Here is a 19,181-nt window from a genome sequence, read left to right on the forward strand (position 1 = left end):
GTACGGCTCGCATGGCGACGCGAAGGCAGGCGGTTCGCCGCGCGGCGAAGGAAAAACCAGGGAGGGAAGATGCAATGCAGCCGCCGCAGTACAGGCCGGATATCGATGGCCTGAGGGCGATAGCCGTCATTCTGGTGGTCGCCTACCATGCCGGAGTGCCAGGGTTTGCGTTCGGCTTTATTGGCGTGGATATCTTCTTCGTCATATCGGGTTACTTGATCACGAGTTTGCTGATACGGGAGCTGGCGGATACCGGCCATATCAGTCTTCTCGCTTTCTACGGCCGCCGCATCCGACGACTGATGCCGGCAATGGTCGTCGTGATTCTCTCTTCCCTCGTTCTGGGCTATGTCCTCCTGACACCCATCGGACAGCAGCAGAGCCTGTCCGAGTCGGCCATCGCCTCCATCGCGTTCTTCGCCAATTACTACTTCATTGCCACCACAGGCGGCTATTTCGATGGCCCTACCGACCAGGTGCCGCTGCTGCACATGTGGTCTCTCTCCGTGGAGGAGCAGTTCTATGCGCTTTGGCCGGTGCTGCTCATGGTCGGTACGCTCCTCGCCAAGCGCTGCGGAAAACATCCCTGGACCTTCTTGGCAGCGATTGCCACGGTCGGCATTGGTGCTTCATTTTGTTATGGAGTATGGCTTTCCAGCCTCAATCCGAACGCGGCGTACTTCTCCGTTCTTTCCCGCGGCTGGCAACTGCTGGCGGGCGCACTGCTGGCATGTCTCATAGGCCGCGGGCTGCTTCCGCAAGCCTCGAACATCGCCATGTCTGCTTTGGCTGTGCTCGGAGCGGTGCTGTTGCTGGTAGCGGCGTCAGTAATCGAGGGTTCTCACGGGTATCCCGGCTGGGCGGGCATGCTGCCCGTTCTCTCGGCATTGGCGTTGATCGTATCGGGGTTCGGCAGTGCTTCGACCCCAATCTCGTGGCTACTCTCCACGCGACCTTTCGTCTTCGTGGGCAAGGTATCGTATCCCTGGTACCTCTGGCATTGGCCCCTGTTGGCCATGTCGCGCGCCTATCACCTGGGCGAAGCCGACCTCAGCCGCGACCTGGCGCTGGTGGCTCTCTCTTTCGTACTGGCATGTCTGACGTACTGCCTGGTGGAGAAACCCGCGGTGCGCTTCTTCAAAAGGCATTCCATCACCAACAAGCAGCTCGTCAAGCTGGGCGGCTTGTCATCCGTCCTGCTTGCTCTCGCTGCATTCGGGCTGATGAGTCATGCCAATCAACAGAAGAGCGTCGGTCTCTATCGGCAGCTTGAAAGCGCTGCGCAAGAAATGCCCGACCTGCGTGCAGCGTGCCACTTGAGCACTCCCTTTCAAGGACTGCCTGAGGTGTCCACTTGTATGAACCGCTCCGAAACGGACTCTCTCGACCTGTTGCTATGGGGGGACTCTCATGCCGATCACTACTCGCCGATGCTGGACGAGCTGGCAAGCGACTTGCAATTTGCCTTCCTGCAGAGAACCTTCAGCACGTGCCCGCCATTGATGGGTTATTCACACGGCTACTCCAGCGGTCATTCTCGGGAAAACGACCGCCACTGTGAGTTGTTCAAAGCGGAAATGGCGAGCGAGCTGTCCCGGTTGGTGGAAGGGGGACTTTCCGGCGTCGTGTTGAGTGCCAGTTGGCTGGGGCGAACGAGCAGTGAAACGCATATCGCTCAGGCAGAGGAGGGCCTCAGGAAAACGGTCGATACGCTCCTCGGGCATGGGTTGCGCATCGTCGTCGTCGCCCCCACGCCGGTGTTCAGCGTGCCCATGACGGAGTGCCTGGCCAGGCGGACGGAGGCGTCATGTAGTGCTTTCCAACGACAGCGGGAAAAGCGAAGGGAAGCCATGCTGGCAGTCATGCATGACATTGCCGAGCACGAAACGGACGTCAGGGTGGTCGACTTCCATGCGCAGCTGTGTCCCGGCGGGAAATGCCACTCTCTGCTGGGGGATACCGTGGTGTATCGAGACGAGCACCATCTCACGACGCGAGCCGCCAGAGAACTTGCCTCCTCTGCGCATGGCGATATCGCCTGGCTGTTGGCGGACACGGCTCCGGGCCGCTGACGTTGAAACGAAGAGCGAACCGACGGTCGTCGGTTCTCACCGTACGGGCAACAAAAAACCGAGGCCTCAAGGCCTCGGTCTTCCTGTTGGGTAGCGGGGGCCGCTGACGGTGAAACGAAGAGCGAACCGACGGTCGTCGGTTCTCACCGTGCGGGCAATAAAAAACCGAGGCTTCAAGGCCTCGGTCTTCCTGTTGGGTAGCGGGGGCCGCTGACGTTGAAACGAAGAGCGAACCGACGGTCGTCGGTTCTCACCGTGCGGGCAATAAAAAACCGAGGCTTCAGGCCTCGGTCTTCATGTTTGGTAGCGGGGGCCGGATTTGAACCGACGACCTTCGGGTTATGAGCCCGACGAGCTACCAGACTGCTCCACCCCGCATCAACGTGTTGCGTATTCTACGCTTTTTCTGCGCTGTGTCAAGGTGGGCAGCAATCCTCGTGCAAGCGCGGCGCTTGTGTCCATAATCAAGGGGGGAAGCTTGAAGGCGAGCCCTTCTGCCAGCATCCTGTTACTGCTGGCCTGCTGTGCCAGATCAAGCAATGCGATGACAAGCGTCATGATCAGGGAGGTGGAATATGACTCAATCAGCACCCGTAGCGTGGGTCACCGGCGGAACCGGTGGTATTGGTTCCGCAATCTGTCGCGCCCTGGCGTCGGCGGGCTACCACGTGGTGGCGGGCTATCACAATCCGGAAAAGGCCAAGACCTGGCTCGAGACGCAGAAAGCCGACGGATACGACAATATCTCCCTGTCGGGTATCGATCTGACCGACTACCAGGCATGTGAAGCGGGCGTGAAGGAGATAGAAGCGGCCCATGGGCCGATCAGCATTCTGGTCAACTGTGCCGGGATCACCCGGGACGGGACCATGAAGAAAATGACAGCAGAGCAGTGGCACGAGGTCATCGACACCAACCTCAACAGCGTATTCAACACTTGTCGCAGCGTCATCGAAAGCATGCTCGAGCACAAGCATGGGCGCATCATCAACATCTCCTCGATCAACGGGCGCAAGGGCCAGTTCGGTCAGGTCAACTACTCGGCGGCCAAGGCCGGCATGCATGGTCTGACCATGGCCCTGGCCCAGGAGACGGCCACCAAGGGCATCACCGTCAATACCGTGTCGCCCGGTTACATCGCCACCGACATGATCATGAAGATTCCCGAGAACGTGCGTGAAGCCATTCGTGAAACCATTCCGGTGAAACGCTATGGCACACCGGAGGAGATAGCCCGGTTGGTCGTGTTCCTGGCCGACAAGGAGTCCGGCTTCATCACTGGGGCTAACATCGACATCAACGGTGGCCAGTTCATGGGCTGACCGTGCAGCGAGACTTGACGGGAGGCCACTGGCCTCCCGTTTTGGTTAGTACGGCCCGCTTCACGGCGGAGGCAGGCGTGTCAGGCGCGTCAGCAGCGAATCGAGCTCGCCGACTTCCCGTTCCCATTGCTCGGGTGAGACCGGTCCCGTCGCCAGTAGGTTACGCAGTACGATGCGGACCTCCTCGGCACGGCTCAGCTCGCGACCAAGTCCTTCGTTGAGGCGCTCGACCTGAATGGCCAGACGCAGGGGCTCGTCGTGCTGGCTGATGCGGCCCATGGCGAGCAGCGAAAGATGAACGCGCAGTCGGGCCAGGCGTTCACCGACCTCTTGAAGCGGCGGCGGGTCTTGCCGCGCGGCGTTGCGCCGCTCGTGGGCGCTGCGCATCTCATCGGACAGGTCGAAGTCCTGAGCAAGGGGAACGTCCTCGCAGGCACCCCCTTCTAGGTAGGCGGCATCGGCTGCCAGATGGGCCTCGAGCAGGGGGCGGCAGGCTTGCCACTGCTGAATTTCTTCCACCACGGCCAGGCGTGCCAGACGTTCGCGGCGGGTGCGCACGATACCACTCCAGCGACGACGCATACCTTCCGTGCGTCGTCCCGTGGGCAGCGGCTCCAGGGCGGCGGCTTGTGCAATGGCCTGCTCCAGTACCTGACTGTCGGCGTGGCGAGCCGGCTGCCAGGCGTCGAGCCGGTCGATTAGGGCCTGCATCTCGTCGAGACGTTGACGCGCTCGCTGAGCGCGGTCGTCGCGTTGTGCCTCGCGCATGGCGAAAACCTGATCGCAGGCCGCGCGGAATTCGCGCCATAGCGTCTGTTCTTCACCGCGCGGGGCGCGCCCCAGCTCCCGCCAGCGCTGTTGCAGGCTTTTGGTGCGTTCCGCTCGCTCATCGGGGGGCAGCGGGCGCTCGATCAAGGCCTGGACTTCATCGATGAGTTCGCGCTTGGCATCGGCCACCTCCTTGGCACGCTGGTCGATCAACCCCTGCAGGGCAAAGCGGATGCGACCGAAGCGGCGCCCGATGGCCTGGGCCTGATCGCGCGGTACGGGAGAGTGGCGACGCCACTCTTCGCGTGCTTGATCGCGGATGCGCCGCAGTGCATCCGGGTCGGCATCGCCGGCGGGCGCTTCGAGCAGCGCCTCGAGCTGTTCGCAGAGGGCGGTGCGTGCCTCGAGGTTGCGGGCACGCACGCTGGCCTGATGCTCGCGCCAGGGGGCCAGGCGCTCATGGATGCGGTCGGAGGCACTGCGGAACCGTTCGGAGAGCTCGCGGCTGGCCGCGGCATCGCCGAGTCCCTTCCAGTCGCGCACGAGCTGGCGGTGGCGTTGATCGAGTTCGGCGTCGGTGATGCCGCTGTCGTCGGCAAGCTGCTCGATTGCCTGACACAGCTGTTCACGCTTGGGGCCGGCGACGAAGCCGCGCCAGTCGCGTAGCTCCGCGAGCCTGGCGCCAAGGCGCTTGAGCGTAGCAAGTTGGGGACGCAGGCTCGCGGCGGGAAGCGAGTCGGCACGATGACGGAGGCTCTGGTGCAGACGACTGGCGCCCTTGAAGGCACCGCGGTCGAGCAGCTTTTCCAATTGGACTAGATCCTGGGAGAAGCGATCGAGGCGTACCTCGAGGGCCTCGTCTTCGGACTCTTCCCGGCCGGCCAGCCATTGCTGTGCGCGGGCGAGCAGCGGCGACGGCGGTAGCGTGTCGGGCCAGTCACATGCAGTGACGCTGGCCTGCAGCCGCTCGGCGTCCTGCTCCTTCAGTGCTCGTTCGATATCGGCAGCATGTGCGTCGAGGCGCTCCCAGGCTCCGAGAACCCGGTCGTAATCCTCGAGCACACTGTCGTAGCGCTGACGCAGCGCCTCGTCGGTCACGTGCAGGTCGGAGAGCGCTTGCCAGCGGTTGGCCAGCAACACCTTCTGGGCGCGCAGGCTGGCGATGTCCTGAGCCGTCAGGCGGTCGCCTCTGGGCAGGCCAGCCAGGCTCTCCTCAAGCGCCTCGAGCAGCGATTCCCGAGCCTCGGCCGCCTGCTCGCGGCGGCGGTCCGTCTCGGCAATGGCATGCTCGCGTGCCTCGTGGTCGGAAATGACCTTGCGGCACTGCAGGCTGGCCTCCTGGAAGCGGCGCTCCTGCTCGGGGTCGGGCAGGTCCTCGAGCGACTCCCATTCGCGCACCAGGTGCCGGTAGCGGCCCGCATAGAGGGGTTCCCAAGGCGCTCTGGCATGTGCCTCGAGCTTTGCCAGCAGTGCTTCGCGCTGGGCCCGGGCCGCGGCCAGGGAGGCGGCATCCGTGCGCAACCGGTTCAAGCGCTCGCGTGCCTGGCGCATCACCTGGCGGTCGCGGCGCGCCCGCTGGACCAATTGCTGCAGGCCAGCTTCGCTGGTCACCCGTGCCGCTGCGGCATGCCGCACGGCAGCGATGCCGTTGTCGCAGGCTTGTTGGATGAGGTCCTCTTCCGCCGTCAGGCGTGCTACTGCGGCCAGGCGCAGTTGCTGGTTGTCCCCCTCCAGCGCCACTTGCGACAGCAGCCCCCTGTCGTCGAGGCGCTCGACGATGCGCAGACGCTGAGTCAGGTCGATACCGCCGCTGCGGCCGCTGAGCAGCATGACCAGCCGATGACGGATCTCGGTCAATTCCGGCTGGCGCGTCAGGAGTTCGAGGAGCGTCTCGGGAGAGGCGATTCTCTCCAGTGCGGCCTGGCGGACTGTGGCTTCCGCATCGAGACACAGCGTCTCCAGCGCCTGACGCTGCTCAGGGCTCGCGGGATCGAGTCGGGCAACGGCCTGACATCGAACCTCGGCATCGGGGTGCTGCCAGCGCGGGGCGAACAGGCGGCGAAGGAATCCGGGCATGGGGCATCCTGAAAATATGACGCGCAGCGGTGGCTGCGCTTGCCGTATTGTTGCTGTCGAATCGGCGTCTTTCGTCTAATGTGTGTTATCTAAGCACGCGCCGCGGCTGCAGAAAAGCCTGCCGGAACAGGAGCGTGTGGGCAAATCGCGACAATGGCCGCCAAGGCCTGGCTGGCCGTATCATCAGTTGCAGGGGGGATGGGAGTCGCTTAGCTTTAGTCCCACGACCCGACAACACCCGAGTGGAGTCCGGCAATGAGCCTCAAAGTGGACAGGGCAGACATGGCATTCACCTTCAAGGGGGGCATGCTGCCCATGACGGTCATGGAGTTGGCTAGTGCGGATCCGGAGCAGATCCGCGAGCAGCTTTCAGGCAAGCTTAGCCAATCTCCCGCCTTCTTTCAGCATACCCCCGTGGTCCTCAGCGTCGAGAAGCTCGACGAGCCCCATCTGGCCCTGGAGCGGATCTGTGCCGTGTGTCGCACCCACAAGCTGTTGCCGGTGGCGGTGCGTGGCGGGACAGATCCCGTCAAGCAGTCGGCTTGGGCGCTGGGGCTGGGCTGGTTTCCGCCCTCAGATGGGTCGCGTACCCGCTCGCTCGAGGAGGTTACCCCCGTTGAAGCGCCGACGGCCAGTGCACCCGAGTCGGCCGCCTCGGTGGCGAGTGGCGGACGCATCTACCGGGGAACGGTACGCTCGGGGCAGCAACTAAGCGCTCCCGACGGCGACCTGGTGGTCATCGGGGCCGTCAACGCCGGGGCGGAGGTGCTGGCGGCGGGTAGCATCCACGTCTACGGCGCACTGCGCGGACGTGCCCTGGCCGGCATTCATGGCGACACCGAGGCTGGTATCTTCTGCCGTGAACTGCATGCCGAGCTGCTTTCGGTAGCGGGTAACTACAAGCGTCTCGAGGACATCGACCCGCATCTGCTGGGTGCCTCGGTCCAGGTCGCCCTGCGTGACGCGCAGCTGGGGATAACCTCGCTGGCCTAAAGCGATTTGCGCTTTCTTCGTCTTTCTTCGTCTATCCAAAGGAACGTGTAACTTGGCCAAGATCATCGTAGTGACCTCAGGCAAGGGTGGGGTCGGCAAGACGACCAGTGCAGCGGCCATCGCCACCGGGCTGGCGCTGCGAGGCAACAAGACCGCTGTCATCGACTTCGACGTGGGGCTGCGCAACCTGGATCTGATCATGGGCTGCGAGCGTCGTGTGGTGTATGACCTGGTCAATGTGATCCAGGGAGAAGCCGGGCTCAACCAGGCGCTGATCCGCGACAAGCGCGTCGACAACCTGCACATCCTGCCCGCCTCCCAGACACGCGACAAGGATGCCCTCACGCCCGAGGGCGTCGAGAAGGTACTCGATACCCTGGGTAAGGACTTCGACTACATTCTCTGCGATTCCCCCGCCGGTATCGAGCGCGGCGCACAGCTGGCCATGTACTACGCCGACGAGGCGATCGTGGTCACCAACCCCGAAGTATCATCGGTGCGCGACTCCGACCGTATCCTCGGGCTGCTCGCCTCCAAGACACGGCGTGCCGAGCGTGGCGAGGATCCGGTCAAGGAGCATCTGCTGATTACCCGCTATAACGCCGCACGGGTCGACCATGGCGACATGCTCAACCTCGATGACATTCGCGAGATTCTCGCCATTGATCTGCTCGGTCTCATTCCCGAGTCAGAAGCGGTGCTGCGTGCCTCCAACCAGGGGGTGCCAGTGACTCATGACGATGACAGCGATGCGGGCCAGGCATACATGGATACCGTCTCGCGTCTGCTCGGAGAGGAAGTGCCGCTGCGCTTCCATGAACTCCAGAAGAAGAGCCTGCTGAGCCGCATGTTCGGAGGAGGTCGCCGGTGAAGTTGCTGGAATTTCTGAAGCGCGAGCGCAAGAAGACCGCCTCGGTGGCCAAGGAGAGGCTGCAGATCATTGTGGCGCATCAGCGCAGCCAGCGTGGCCAGCCCGACTACATGCCGATGCTGGAGAAGGAGCTCCTAGAGGTGATCCGCCGCTACGTGCAGGTGGACGACGACGCCATCAATATCAGCCTGGACAGCGAGGACAACTGTTCGGTACTGGAGCTCAACGTCACGCTGCCGCGCAGCTAGAGACACCGAGCGAGCCGCGCTGCGTCCGCAACGCGCTCGTTCGACGCTTCCACGGCTGAGACGTCCGCAGGGCTATGGTAGGCTGTGCCGCTCAGGACGCAGTCAGGAGACAACGCGCCCATGGCGAAGCCCAATGCCGCCCAAATGACCTTCCTGTGGCACGATTACGAGACCTTCGGCGCCGACCCTCGTCGCGACCGGCCCTCTCAGTTCGCCGCGATACGCACCGATGCCGACTTCAATGAGATCGGCGAGCCGATCGAGCTCTTCTGCAAGCCGGCGGACGACTACCTGCCACATCCTCAGGCGTGCCTGATTACCGGCATCACGCCGCAGCAGGCGCGCCGCCGTGGGCTGCCCGAGGCCGAATTCGCCGGCCGTATCCATGCGTTGATGAGCGAGCCAGGCACCTGCGCGCTGGGCTACAACAGCCTGCGTTTCGACGACGAAGTGAGCCGCTGCCTGTTCTATCGCAACCTGCTCGACCCCTATTCGCGGGAGTGGCAGAACGGCAATTCGCGCTGGGACCTGATCGATGCGGTGCGTGCCTTTCATGCTCTGCGCCCGGCAGGTATCGAATGGCCACGCCGCGAGGACGGCTCGCCCAGCTTCCGGCTCGAGGACCTGACCGCCGCCAACGGTATCGTTCATGAAGGGGCCCACGACGCGCTTGTCGACGTGCGCGCGACCATTGCACTGGCGCGATTGCTCAGGCAGAGCAATGGCCGCCTCTTCGACCACCTGCTGGCGCTGCGCAGCAAGCGCGAAGTGGCCAAGTATCTCGACATCGCGGGGCGCAAGCCGGTGCTCCACGTGTCGCGCCGCTATCCGGCCAGCCGGGGCTGCAGTGCCCTGGTGATGCCGTTGGCCGAACACCCCACCAACCCCAATGGGGTAATCGTTTACGACCTTTCCGTCGACCCGGGAGCCCTGCTCGAGCTGGACGCCGAGCAGATCCGTCAGCGAGTCTTCGTCAGCAGCGATGACCTGGCCGAAGGCGAGGAGCGGATTCCGCTCAAGGTCATCCACATCAATCGTAGTCCGGTGGTGCTGCCGGCCGCGGCGCTCAAGGAGGTGGAGGGACCGCGCAAGGGCGAATATGGCGAGATCGTCGAACGCCTGGGGCTCGATCTGGCGGCATGCCGCACCTACTGGAAGCGTCTCGCAGCGAGCCCCGAGGTGGCGCAGAAAGTCAGCGAGGTGTTCGCCCAGTCGCCGCCGGAGGGCCCTCACGATCCTGATCTGATGCTCTACAGCGGCGGCTTCTTCTCGCCTGCCGACCGTCAGCAGATGGCCCGGGTGCGCGAGACGCCGCCGTGGGATCTGGTCGATGCCCGGTTCGCCTTTCAGGATCCGCGCCTGGAAGAGATGCTGTTTCGCTATCGGGCCCGCAGCTACCCCGACACGCTGACCAGCGAGGAGCAGGCGCGCTGGGAAGCCTACCGCTGGGAACGCATGAACGATGCGACGGTGGCCGGTTTCACGCTGAAGGATTTCGCCCGCGAAATCGAGCGCCTCAATCAGGTGGCGCTGAGCGATCGCGATCGCCTGATTCTCGAGGAACTCGTCATGCATGTGGAAGCGATGATGCCCGCTCAGGCCTTCGGCTGAGGAGAACAGCACCCGGCGACTATGACGCCTCGTTTCGACATGACAGCGCCCGGCCACTGGCCGGGCGCTGCGTTTGGATGGCTCGCCACGCTTAGTCGTCGGCTTCCGGCAAGGGTTCCAAGTGCCGGGCCAGGGCGGCGACGTCGCTGGGCTCGTCGCCAGGGTCATAGGCCACCGTGGCGATGGCCGTCTCGAGCAGCCCCGGCCAGGTCTGACGCAGGTCGTCGGCGGTTACCGTCAGCACGCGCTGGGCCAGCCGCTCGCGGCGATCGAAATCGGTGTCGCCGAACGACAGGGCTCGCCAAAGTCGATTGGTGCGCTCGGACAGACTGGTGTCGCGCTGCAAGAGCGTGTCATGCACGGCTTGGCGATAGGGGGCCAGGTCGGCATCGTTCATCGCTGCCAGGCGCTGGCCGAAGTCTGCCAGGAAGGCGTCGATATGCGCCTGGATCTCGTCGCTGGTGGCGTCGGGAGACTGCACCAGCAGGCTCAGCCCCGGGGCGTCGAGCAGCGGCGAGTAACCGGCGTTGACGACGTAGCCCAGCTGCTCCTCGGTGCGCAGTCGTTGGTAGAAGGGCGTGTCGATCACCTGTCCCAGCACCGAGAGGCGTGCCTGGGTGTCGAGCGAGCGGTCCTTGCCCTGCAGGTAGCGCAATACCAGTGACTCTTCGCGCGTCGTATGGGGATGCAGGGTGGGGAGGTCGTCGTCGACGCGCAACGGCACCAGGTCGGGTATTGCCTCCTTGGGCTGCGTGGGGGCGAGCATCTCCGCCACGAGTCGGCCTTCGCGCCGCGCCAGCTCGGCATCGAGGTTGCCGACGGCAAGCGCCTGCAGGCGCAGTTCGTCAAGGAACTGTTCGCGGAACTCGCGCAGGTCCTCTACCGTCAGTTCGCGGCTGGCTTCAAGCAGTCTTTGCGTTGGCCAGTGAGGGCGCATCAGGGCTTCTGTCAGGGTGCGGTGGCCCTGGCGGAACAGCGCCGCCTGGGGGGCATTGCGCCACTCGCGCTGCAAGCGGTAGCGCACTCGCTCGAAGTTCGCCGTATCGATCTCGCCCTCGATCAGCTGCTCGAGGGTGCGGCGCATGACGCGGTCCTGGCGGTCGCGCCAGCCCGAGAAGGCCAAGGTGATACCGCGGGCATGGGCGTAGGCATCGACGTCGTGCCCGGCCAGGCGCGCGGCGTAAAATTCCTCGTTGAGGCTGTCGTCGAGCCAACCTGCCAGGAGATCGGCCAGGACGGCATGGCGTGGGTCGCTGCTGGCCTTGGGATTCTGCAGACTGAAGCGCCACTCCACTTTGGGTGTGTTGAAGCTGGAGTCTGCCATGTGCCAGAGCTCGAAGCCGGGGGCCTCGAGCAACTGCGAGGGGCGCTCACTCTGCACGTCGAGCAGCGTCACGTCTTCGGCGATGAAGGGGTTGGGGGCGGGCAGGGAGAGACCCGCCAGCGGCTCTGCAGCGTCCGTTCCCGGCTCGACTTCGCGCCAGGGGGTGTCGAACCAGGGCGAGGTCCGCTCGCCCTCGACCTCGGGCCCGCTGTAGACACGCAGCAGCGACTCGGGACGCAAAGCATCGAGGTACTCCTCGATCAGGCCACGATCGAAGCCCTCCATGCGGTAGGCAGCATACTGCACGTCCTCCACCGGGAAGCGGGCCAGGTTCATGGCCAGACGCATGGCGCTCTGCAGCGCTGAGCCGTGCTGCTGGAAGCGGAACTGCTGTTCGGCAAGCTGGGCCTGCTCATCGTAGCGCCACGCTTCCAGGCCCTGGTCGCGAATCTGCTCGATGGCGGCGAACAGCGTTGCCTGAATCTCGTCGATGCGATCGGCGCCGTCAGGTGTCAGGCTGACCCGGACGGTGAAGAGCGCATGGCGCTCATCGCCACGCCCCACGCCGGCGGAGAGCCCATCGGCCAGCCCCGCCTCGCGTAGTATCGAGTAAAGGCTGCCGTCCCCTTCGTGCCCCAGCAGGTGGGAAAGGTACTCGGCGGGTTTATGACGATAGTGCCGAAGCGGATCGGGGATCGGGAACATGAAGCTCACATGACGGCTATCGCGTACCGACTTGAGCCTCACGTAGAGCGGTAGGCTTTCTTCCTCTATCAGGGGCTCCTCGATCACGGGACGCTCCAGGCCACGGTCGGCGATGCCGGCGAAGCGTTCGGTCACCATGGTTTCCAGCGCGTCCAAGGATTGCGGAGCGACCACGGCCAGGTGCATCACGTTGGCGTCATAGTGGCGCTGATAGAAGTCGATCACCCGTTCCCGCAGGGTAGGCTCGCCTTCAGGCCGGTCTGCCAGCGTCTCGCGACTGCCCACCGAGAATCCAGTAGTGGGGTTCTCGTCATTTAGCACCTGATTGAGCACGTCGTTCTCGCGCCGGCCGTCGTCGCGTATACGAGACATGTACTCGGAGTGCACGATATTGCGCTCGCTCTCGAGTTTCTCGGGATTGAATAGCGGCGAGAGAAAGAACTGGCTGAAGCGGTCCAGGGCACCGGGCAGTGCCTCTGGCTCGATGTCGAAGAAATAGTTGGTGTCCTGCGGGGCGGTGAAGGCGTTGTGACTGCCGCCGTGACGTTGCAGGTAGCCTTGGTAAGCATCGGCTTCGGGATACGGTTCGGTGCCGAGAAACAGCATGTGCTCAAGGAAGTGGGCAAGCCCGGCCAGGTCGTCAGGGTCCTGTGCGCTGCCCACGCCGACGTTCATCGAGACCGCTGCCTGGTCGGCCTCGGGGTCGCTGACCAGCAGCGCGGTGAGGCCGTTGTCGAGCTTCAGGACCCGGTAGTCGCGACTGTCGTGGGGGCTGACATGAGGATGGACGACTTCTTCGACCGCCTCCTCCGAGGCGCTGGTGTCATCCGCTGGCTGTGCCTGGCTGAGGGCAGGCAGCAGGAGGCCGAGCAGCAGCGTCGCCAGCCAGGGCAACGGACGCCGGCGGGGCAGGCAATGCAAGGGCAGGCGGGGGTTGGACATCATCTCTCCTGTTCGTTCCAGCGCAGCATGGGGCCCGTAGGGTGGGCGCAGGCGGGATCCTGGTTGACGGGGTCGTTCACCCTTCTTGATACCGGAAAGGCGCCCAACAGTTCCCGTGGGGCGGGACGCAAGAGTGCCTGGGCCGTCTCTCGTGGAGTCTCGGGGTCTAGCCAGCGCAGGGCGTCGGCGGCGTCGATCAAAGCCGGCAGTCGATCGCTGAGCGGGGCCAGGAAACCGTTGGCTGGCACCGTGACAAGGGCCATCGAGTCGGTGTATTCGGTCAGGTCGGTATGGTAGCGACACCAGATCCCGGCCAGCAGCATTGGGCCGCGATCGACTCGAACGACCAGGAACGGCTGCTTGAAGCGCGGCTGCATCTTCCATACGTAGACGCCCCCCGCCGGCACCAGGCAGCGGCGGGCCGAGAAGGCATCGCGGAACATGGGACGTGAATCGAGCGACTCGGCCCGGGCGCAGTGGGGCGCATGATCGAGCACGGTCAGCCATGAGGGAGTCAGGCCCCAGAAGGCCCGAGCCAGGCAGGTGCGGCCGGCTTCCAGCCGAACATGCGAAACTGGGCGCCTCGGCGCCAGGTTGGCGGAGGCCAGCAGGGGGGACTCTTGGTGCAGTTCGGGCACCAGTCGGCCAAGGTCGAGTGGCGGAATGTAGAGGCGGCCGGCCATGGCGTCTCCAGGTGTCGGGGTGGCGTCAGGTTAGCCAAGTCGAGCAAAACAGGAAAGGGCGGATGTTCAGTGGTCGAAAACAGTGTTCGATGTGCGCTATCCTAAGCTACCGGGTGAAGTACTTCCGCCCCGAGATGTGCAAGCTCTGCGAGGAACTCGATGGCTCGTCCCCGACAGCATGTGCCCGAAGCGCTCCATGCCCAGGTCATGGCCGCATGCGATGACTGGCTGCAGGGCAATCCCGTGCATGCGCTTTCGCTGCGCGCGTTGGCGCGCGAGGTAGGCTGTGCGCCGAGCACCCTGCTCAAGCTTTACGGCAGCTTCGGCAACCTTCTGCAGCATGTGAACATCGAGACCTTGGCAAGCTTGCGCACCGTCATCGAGCCGTTGACCCAGGGTGCGGAGCCTGAAAGGCAGATGCGGGCACTGGCACTGGCCTACTGGCAATTCGCCCAGCGCGAGCCGTTCCGCTGGCAGTTGCTGTTCGATTATCCGCTGGCCCAGGAGGGCGAACTCGACCAGCGGCAGTCCGATATGATCGAGGCCCTGTTTCTGCGTGTCGAGACGAGCCTCAAGGAGTATCAGCCGGCGCTAGGCGACCTGGAGGCGAGGCGCCTCGGGCGTACATTGTGGGGCAGCGTGCACGGCCTGGTACAACTGGGCCTCAACGAGCGTCTCGGCTACTGGCAGGGGCAGCAACTCGAAGTGCCGGAGCTGCTCGACCAGTTGCTCTCCACCATTCTCGCCGGCCTCAGGCATAGGTCCGATATCGCGTGAAGCTCGTGCTCTACGGGCTGCTTGGCTCACTGGTGGTGTTGGGGAGCTGGCGTGTGGCGCGTGCGCCACGGCCGCTCATCCGCTTCCTCATCTTCTTGCTGATTCACTGCTGCTACCGCCTGCGCCTGCGTGGGCGTGCCTTCATCCCGGCCAAGGGGGCCGCGGTAGTGGTGTGCAATCACGTCAGCTTCATGGATGCGCTGGTCATGGGTGGGGCAAGCCCCCGCCCGTTGCGTTTCCTCATGGATCGGCCGATCTACGAGTCGCCTTGGCTCAACTGGTTGTTCCGGCTGGTGGGAGCGATTCCGGTGGAGTCCGATCGGCGTGATCCCGGCAGCGTGCGCCGTGCCCTGGAGGAGGTCAGTCAGGCGCTGCGCAGCGGCGAGATAGTGATGCTCTTTCCCGAAGGGCGATTGACTCCGGATGGCGAGGTGCATGCCTTTCGCCGTGGCCTCGAGACGATCCTGGCGCGTGACCCGGTGCCGGTGATTCCGGCTGGCCTGTCGGGTCTGTGGGGCTCATGGACCTCGCATCGCGACGGTCCGGCGCTATCTAGGCGGCCGCGTCGCTTCCGCGCCAGGGTGGCACTCTACTTCGGCAAGCCGATACCGCCCCGGCTGGCACGCCGCGAACTGCTCGAGGCGAGGGTGCGTGCGCTCAAGGCCGAGGGCGATACGTGGGCCTGTGCGCGCGAGGTGACTTCCTCGCCGCGGCGACCCTGATCAGGGCTGACGCCGGCCGCTGCGTACCGTCTGCCAGCAGCGCGCCGAGGTGATCAGGTTGTCGCGGACGTCGAGAATCTCCATGCGAACGCTGCCGATCTGGAGGCAGGCAGGGCCGTCGGGAAAGGCTTCCAGATGCTCCAGGATCAAGCCGTTGAGGGTCTTGGGGCCGTCGGTGGGCAGTTTCCAGCCCAGCGCCCGATTGATATCGCGGATGTTGGCAGTGCCATCGATCACGTGGCTGCCGTCGTCCTGACGGTGAATCTCCTGATCCTGCCCCGCCACGTCGGTGGTGAACTCGCCGACGATCTCCTCGAGGATGTCCTCCAGCGTGACCAGCCCTTCCACGTCGCCGTATTCATCCACCACGATGCCGATGCGCCGCTTCTGCTTCTGGAAGTTGAGCAGTTGAGTGTGTAGCGGTGTCGACTCGGGAATGAAATAGGGCTCACGCGCTTCCTGCACGATGGAGGCCTTGGTGACCTCATCACGTGAAAGGAAGCGCGCCGCGTTGCGCAGGTGCAGCATGCCGATGATGTTGTTGATGTCGCCCTTGAATACCGGCAGGCGGGTGTGCTGGCTGGTGCGGATCTGGGCCAGGATGGCTTCCAGCTCGTCGTCCAGGTCGATGCCGACCACCTCGTGGCGCGGCACCATGATGTCGTTGACCGTGACGTTCTCGAGATCGAGGATCGACAGCAGCATGGCCTGGTGGCGGCGTGGAATCAGCGTGCCCGCCTCGTGCACCACGGTGCGCAGTTCGTCGCGGGTCAGGCTGTCCGCACCGCCCTCGATACTCTTGACCCCGAGCAGGCGCAGCAGGCCGTTGGAGATCGCATTGACCAGCCATACCAGCGGATAGAGCAGCTTGAGCAGCGGTTCGAGTATCAGCGATGAGGGGTAGGCGATACGCTCGGGCTTGATCGCGGCATAGGTCTTCGGGCTGACCTCGGCAAAGATCAGGAGAACGATGGTCAGGATCAGTGGGGCGATCGCGGGGCCGGAAACCTCGCCGAAGAAGTGGATGGCGAGCACGGTGGCGATGGCGGCCGCCAGGTTATTGACCAGGTTGTTGCCGATCAGGATCACGCCGATGAGCCGATCCGGGCGGCCCAGCAGCCGTAGCACTCGGCGAGCCCGGCCATCTCCGCTATTGGCCTCGTGATTCAGCCGGTAGCGGTTGATCGACATCATGCCGGTCTCGGAGCTCGAGAAGAAAGCGGAAAGACAGATGAGCAGGAACAGCAGGCCGAACAGCAATCCCAAAGGGAAGTCGTCGCTCAAGGTCGTTGGATCCTCGTTGGCGTGTCAGCCCCGTTTGTAGGGATTAGGCTCGGCAGTGTCAAGGGGGCTTCCGATTCAGGTGCGGTTGAGGATGACTTCCAGCACGAGTTTGCTGCCGAAATAGGCCAGCAGCAGTACGGCGCAACCACCCAGTGTCCAACGCACCGCACGCATGCCTCGCCAGCCCAGGATATGATGGCTGATCAGCAGGATGGCAAAGATTACCCAGGCGGCCAACGAGAGAATCGTCTTGTGGGCCAGGTGCTGGGCAAACATGCTCTCGACGAAGACGAAGCCGCTGAGGATCGACAGGGTGAGCAGTGCCATGCCGGCCCAGATCAACTCGAACAGCACGCGCTCCATGGTGGCCAATGGGGGAAGCACTTGCACCATGCCACGAATATGGTGATGACGCAGGGCTTGGTTCTGCAGGCCGAGGAGTATCGCCTGGCAGGCGGCGATGAACAGAATGCCGAAGGCCAGGGCCGAACTCACGGCGTGCAGGGCGATGCCCGGTGTCATGCCGCCGGTGCGCTCGGGGCTCGGCAGGCCAACTGCCAGAAGCAGCGCCAGGCCCGACACGGGGAACAGGGCGACGGCCACGCTGAGCACCGGCTTGGCCAGGCTCACGCTGAGCAGCAGAAGCACCATGATCGCCGTCAGTACCACCGCGCTGGTCGACAGGCCCGGCATCAGGCCGGGGCTCCGGTCGATCAGCCCGACAGCGACGGGAAGATGGAAGAGCAGGCCGAGCAGGCCCAGGGCGCGCACCAGGGCAGGACGCTGCGGCACGCGCCGAAGCAGCGTGAGCCCTTGCCAGGAAGCTGCGCCCAGGTAGAGGATGAAGGCCATGATGGCCAGAGGAAGCGCCTGCATCAGTTGTCGTCCGTGCGCCGTCGCCGACGTCTTTGCATCTCATGTGGATGGTGTCTGTCGAGAGCTCCACTATACCCAATCCTCGCTGCGGCGCACAGCCGTGGCGCGTGGTGGCATGCATGGAGACTGGCCGCCGCAGGGCGTATAATGTCGCCCAGATTCTACAACCGCATCATCAGGGCTGTTCCGTCGCCGGGTGGGCCGTCGCTTTTGCGAAGTGCGTGACACGTCGCCGCAGGCCCTATCGCCAGGACGAGACATCGCCTCGATCCGACAGCCTGACAGCCGGAGTGGCTTATGTTCCAGAACCTCAGCGAGCGGCTTTCTCAGACGCTCAAGTCGATCAAGGGCCAGGCACGCCTGACCGAGGACAACATCAAGGACACCCTGCGCGAGGTGCGTCGCGCCTTGCTCGAGGCCGATGTCGCCCTGCCGGTGGTCAAGGATTTCATCGAGCGGGTGCGTGAGCGTGCGGTGGGCCAGGAGGTGTCGAAGAGCCTCTCGCCCGGCCAGCAGTTCGTCAAGATCGTCCAGCAGGAGCTCGAGGCGACCATGGGCGAGGCCAACGAAGGGCTCTCGCTCAAGGGGTCGCCCGCGGTGGTGCTGATGGCCGGCCTGCAGGGGGCGGGCAAGACCACCTCCGTGGCCAAGCTGGCGCGCTACCTGAGGGAGCGTGAAAAGAAAAAGGTGCTGGTGGTTTCCGCCGACGTCTATCGCCCGGCAGCCATCGACCAGCTCGAGACGCTGGCCGGCGAGGTGAACGTCGACTTCTTCCCCTCGCGCTCCGACCAGCAGCCGGTGGCCATCGCCGAGGCGGCGATCAAGCACGCCAAGATCCAGTTCCACGATGTGGTGATCGTCGACACCGCCGGCCGCCTGGCCATCGACGACGCCATGATGGCCGAGATCGCCGAGCTGCACCGCTCCTGTCAGCCGCAGGAAACCCTGTTCGTGGTCGACGCCATGACCGGTCAGGATGCCGCCAACACGGCCAAGGCGTTCCACGAGGCGCTGCCGTTGACCGGCGTGATCCTGACCAAGGCCGATGGCGACGCCCGCGGCGGTGCGGCGCTGTCGGTGCGTCACGTCACTGGCAAGCCGATCAAGTTCATGGGGGTGGGCGAGAAGGTCGATGCCCTGGAGCCCTTCCATCCGGACCGGGTGGCCTCGCGCATCCTCGGCATGGGCGACGTGCTGTCGCTGATCGAGGAGGCCGAGCGCACGGTCGACAAGAAGAAGGCCGAGCAACTGGCCAAGAAGGTCAAGAAGGGCGAGGGCTTCGACCTCGAGGACTTCCGCGACCAGCTTCAGCAGCTCAAGAAGATGGGCGGCATGGGCGGCCTGCTCGGCAAGCTGCCCGGCATGGGGCAAATGGCCGAACTCGCCCAGGGGCCGGGGCCGGAGAAGGAGCTGGGCAAGCTCGAAGCGCTGATCAACTCGATGACGCCCCAGGAGCGGCGTAAGCCGGAGATCATCAACGGTTCGCGCAAGCGTCGCATTGCCGCCGGCGCCGGCCTGCAGGTGCCCGACCTCAACCGTCTGCTCAAGCAGCACAAGCAGATGCAGAAGATGATGAAGAAGGCGGGCAAGAAGGGTGGCATGCAGAAGATGATGCGCGGCATGTCCGGCATGATGGGCGGCGGCGGTCCCGGCGGCCCCGGAGGAATGGGCGGCATGGGTGGCCCCGGCGGTTTTCCGTGGCGCTGATGGCGGGCTCGAGAAAAGGGTTTCAAAGCGGGGCTGATTTCCGTAGAATGCTGCGTCTTCATGGCAGGACCGTGGCTTTGCCCGGCTGCACGCTTGTAAAGAAGCGCAAGTAAAGAAAGTGACCGAATGACGCGAAGGCGGGTCCACGGGCCCGCTTTCCTGGCAGTTGCCGAGTACCCCGGCCGTTCGCCGGGCCGGCG

Annotated in this window: 14 protein-coding genes and 1 tRNA gene; 9 read left to right on the top strand and 6 right to left on the bottom strand. The window is 64.4% G+C overall.

Annotated elements, in window-relative coordinates; translation table 11 throughout:
- Window positions 1-11: 11 nt before the first annotated feature.
- Entirely contained in the window at window positions 12-2,072 is a 2,061-nt protein-coding gene (locus HNO53_RS02055) for an acyltransferase family protein (protein ID WP_209475829.1), read from the top strand.
- A gap of 301 nt (window positions 2,073-2,373) precedes the next feature.
- Here HNO53_RS02055 and HNO53_RS02060 read toward each other — a convergent pair.
- Window positions 2,374-2,450, bottom strand: a tRNA-Met gene (locus tag HNO53_RS02060).
- Window positions 2,451-2,647: 197 nt separating this feature from the next.
- Between HNO53_RS02060 and phbB the strand changes: the two genes are divergently transcribed.
- Window positions 2,648-3,394 (top strand): acetoacetyl-CoA reductase, encoded by a 747-nt coding sequence (phbB, locus tag HNO53_RS02065; RefSeq protein ID WP_209475831.1) that lies wholly within the window; start codon window positions 2,648-2,650, stop codon window positions 3,392-3,394.
- A 60-nt stretch (window positions 3,395-3,454) separates the two neighbouring features.
- On the opposite strand, the gene HNO53_RS02070 is transcribed toward phbB, so the two are convergent.
- Window positions 3,455-6,238, bottom strand: coding sequence for a DUF349 domain-containing protein (locus tag HNO53_RS02070; protein WP_209475833.1), 2,784 nt, complete (start codon window positions 6,236-6,238; stop codon window positions 3,455-3,457).
- Window positions 6,239-6,493: 255 nt separating this feature from the next.
- Here HNO53_RS02070 and minC point away from each other — a divergent pair, with 255 nt between their 5' ends.
- The 4 genes from minC (at window position 6,494) to sbcB (ending at window position 9,961) form a co-directional block, all read left to right on the top strand.
- A complete protein-coding gene (gene minC / locus HNO53_RS02075; RefSeq protein WP_209475835.1) occupies window positions 6,494-7,231 on the top strand; it encodes a septum site-determining protein MinC in 738 nt (245 codons plus the stop codon).
- Between the two features lie 52 nt (window positions 7,232-7,283).
- On the top strand, window positions 7,284-8,102 hold the full coding sequence (gene minD / locus HNO53_RS02080) for a septum site-determining protein MinD (protein ID WP_209475837.1): 819 nt from the start codon (window positions 7,284-7,286) through the stop codon (window positions 8,100-8,102).
- Window positions 8,099-8,350, top strand: coding sequence for a cell division topological specificity factor MinE (gene minE / locus HNO53_RS02085; RefSeq protein ID WP_010630224.1), 252 nt, complete (start codon window positions 8,099-8,101; stop codon window positions 8,348-8,350). Before minD ends, minE begins: the two co-directional genes overlap by 4 nt.
- 120 nt (window positions 8,351-8,470) lie before the next feature.
- Window positions 8,471-9,961 (top strand): exodeoxyribonuclease I, encoded by a 1,491-nt coding sequence (gene sbcB, locus HNO53_RS02090; protein ID WP_209475839.1) that lies wholly within the window; start codon window positions 8,471-8,473, stop codon window positions 9,959-9,961.
- A 91-nt stretch (window positions 9,962-10,052) separates the two neighbouring features.
- Here the strand turns inward: sbcB and HNO53_RS02095 are convergent, their stop codons facing one another.
- On the bottom strand, window positions 10,053-12,932 hold the full coding sequence (locus HNO53_RS02095; protein ID WP_209475840.1) for an insulinase family protein: 2,880 nt from the start codon (window positions 12,930-12,932) through the stop codon (window positions 10,053-10,055).
- The gene (locus HNO53_RS02100) at window positions 12,932-13,615 is read right to left on the bottom strand and encodes an SOS response-associated peptidase (protein ID WP_209475842.1); all 684 of its coding nucleotides are present in this window, start codon (window positions 13,613-13,615) and stop codon (window positions 12,932-12,934) included. Before HNO53_RS02100 ends, HNO53_RS02095 begins: the two co-directional genes overlap by 1 nt.
- A gap of 159 nt (window positions 13,616-13,774) precedes the next feature.
- Between HNO53_RS02100 and HNO53_RS02105 the strand changes: the two genes are divergently transcribed.
- Together HNO53_RS02105 and HNO53_RS02110 are read left to right on the top strand one after the other, a co-directional pair.
- Entirely contained in the window at window positions 13,775-14,392 is a 618-nt protein-coding gene (locus tag HNO53_RS02105; RefSeq protein ID WP_209475844.1) for a TetR/AcrR family transcriptional regulator, read from the top strand.
- Complete coding sequence (locus HNO53_RS02110; protein ID WP_209475846.1) at window positions 14,389-15,114, top strand: 1-acyl-sn-glycerol-3-phosphate acyltransferase; 726 nt, start codon at window positions 14,389-14,391, stop codon at window positions 15,112-15,114. The genes HNO53_RS02105 and HNO53_RS02110 overlap by 4 nt, the downstream gene beginning before the upstream one ends.
- Here the strand turns inward: HNO53_RS02110 and HNO53_RS02115 are convergent, their stop codons facing one another.
- Both HNO53_RS02115 and HNO53_RS02120 read right to left on the bottom strand, forming a co-directional pair.
- A complete protein-coding gene (locus tag HNO53_RS02115; RefSeq protein WP_209475848.1) occupies window positions 15,115-16,398 on the bottom strand; it encodes an HlyC/CorC family transporter in 1,284 nt (427 codons plus the stop codon).
- Between the two features lie 75 nt (window positions 16,399-16,473).
- Window positions 16,474-17,274 carry a cytochrome C assembly family protein gene (locus HNO53_RS02120; protein ID WP_209475850.1) on the bottom strand — a complete coding sequence of 267 codons (801 nt, stop codon included), beginning with the start codon at window positions 17,272-17,274 and terminating at the stop codon, window positions 16,474-16,476.
- Window positions 17,275-17,571: 297 nt separating this feature from the next.
- Here HNO53_RS02120 and ffh point away from each other — a divergent pair, with 297 nt between their 5' ends.
- Window positions 17,572-18,981: a signal recognition particle protein gene (gene ffh / locus HNO53_RS02125; RefSeq protein WP_209475852.1), complete on the top strand. Its 1,410-nt coding sequence runs from the start codon at window positions 17,572-17,574 to the stop codon at window positions 18,979-18,981.
- Window positions 18,982-19,181 lie beyond the last annotated feature (200 nt).

The sequence above is a fragment of the Billgrantia antri genome (assembly GCF_017868935.1).
Taxonomy (GTDB): Bacteria; Pseudomonadota; Gammaproteobacteria; order Pseudomonadales; family Halomonadaceae; genus Halomonas; species Halomonas antri.

Coding starts and splice junctions, on each gene's coding strand:
- HNO53_RS02055 (WP_209475829.1), top strand. CDS start 12: ATGGCGACGCGAAGGCAGGCGGTTCGCCGCGCGGCGAAGGAAAAACCA.
- phbB (WP_209475831.1), top strand. CDS start 2,648: ATGACTCAATCAGCACCCGTAGCGTGGGTCACCGGCGGAACCGGTGGT.
- HNO53_RS02070 (WP_209475833.1), bottom strand. CDS start 6,238: ATGCCCGGATTCCTTCGCCGCCTGTTCGCCCCGCGCTGGCAGCACCCC.
- minC (WP_209475835.1), top strand. CDS start 6,494: ATGAGCCTCAAAGTGGACAGGGCAGACATGGCATTCACCTTCAAGGGG.
- sbcB (WP_209475839.1), top strand. CDS start 8,471: ATGGCGAAGCCCAATGCCGCCCAAATGACCTTCCTGTGGCACGATTAC.
- HNO53_RS02095 (WP_209475840.1), bottom strand. CDS start 12,932: ATGTCCAACCCCCGCCTGCCCTTGCATTGCCTGCCCCGCCGGCGTCCG.
- HNO53_RS02100 (WP_209475842.1), bottom strand. CDS start 13,615: ATGGCCGGCCGCCTCTACATTCCGCCACTCGACCTTGGCCGACTGGTG.
- HNO53_RS02105 (WP_209475844.1), top strand. CDS start 13,775: ATGGCTCGTCCCCGACAGCATGTGCCCGAAGCGCTCCATGCCCAGGTC.
- HNO53_RS02120 (WP_209475850.1), bottom strand. CDS start 17,274: ATGCAGGCGCTTCCTCTGGCCATCATGGCCTTCATCCTCTACCTGGGC.
- ffh (WP_209475852.1), top strand. CDS start 17,572: ATGTTCCAGAACCTCAGCGAGCGGCTTTCTCAGACGCTCAAGTCGATC.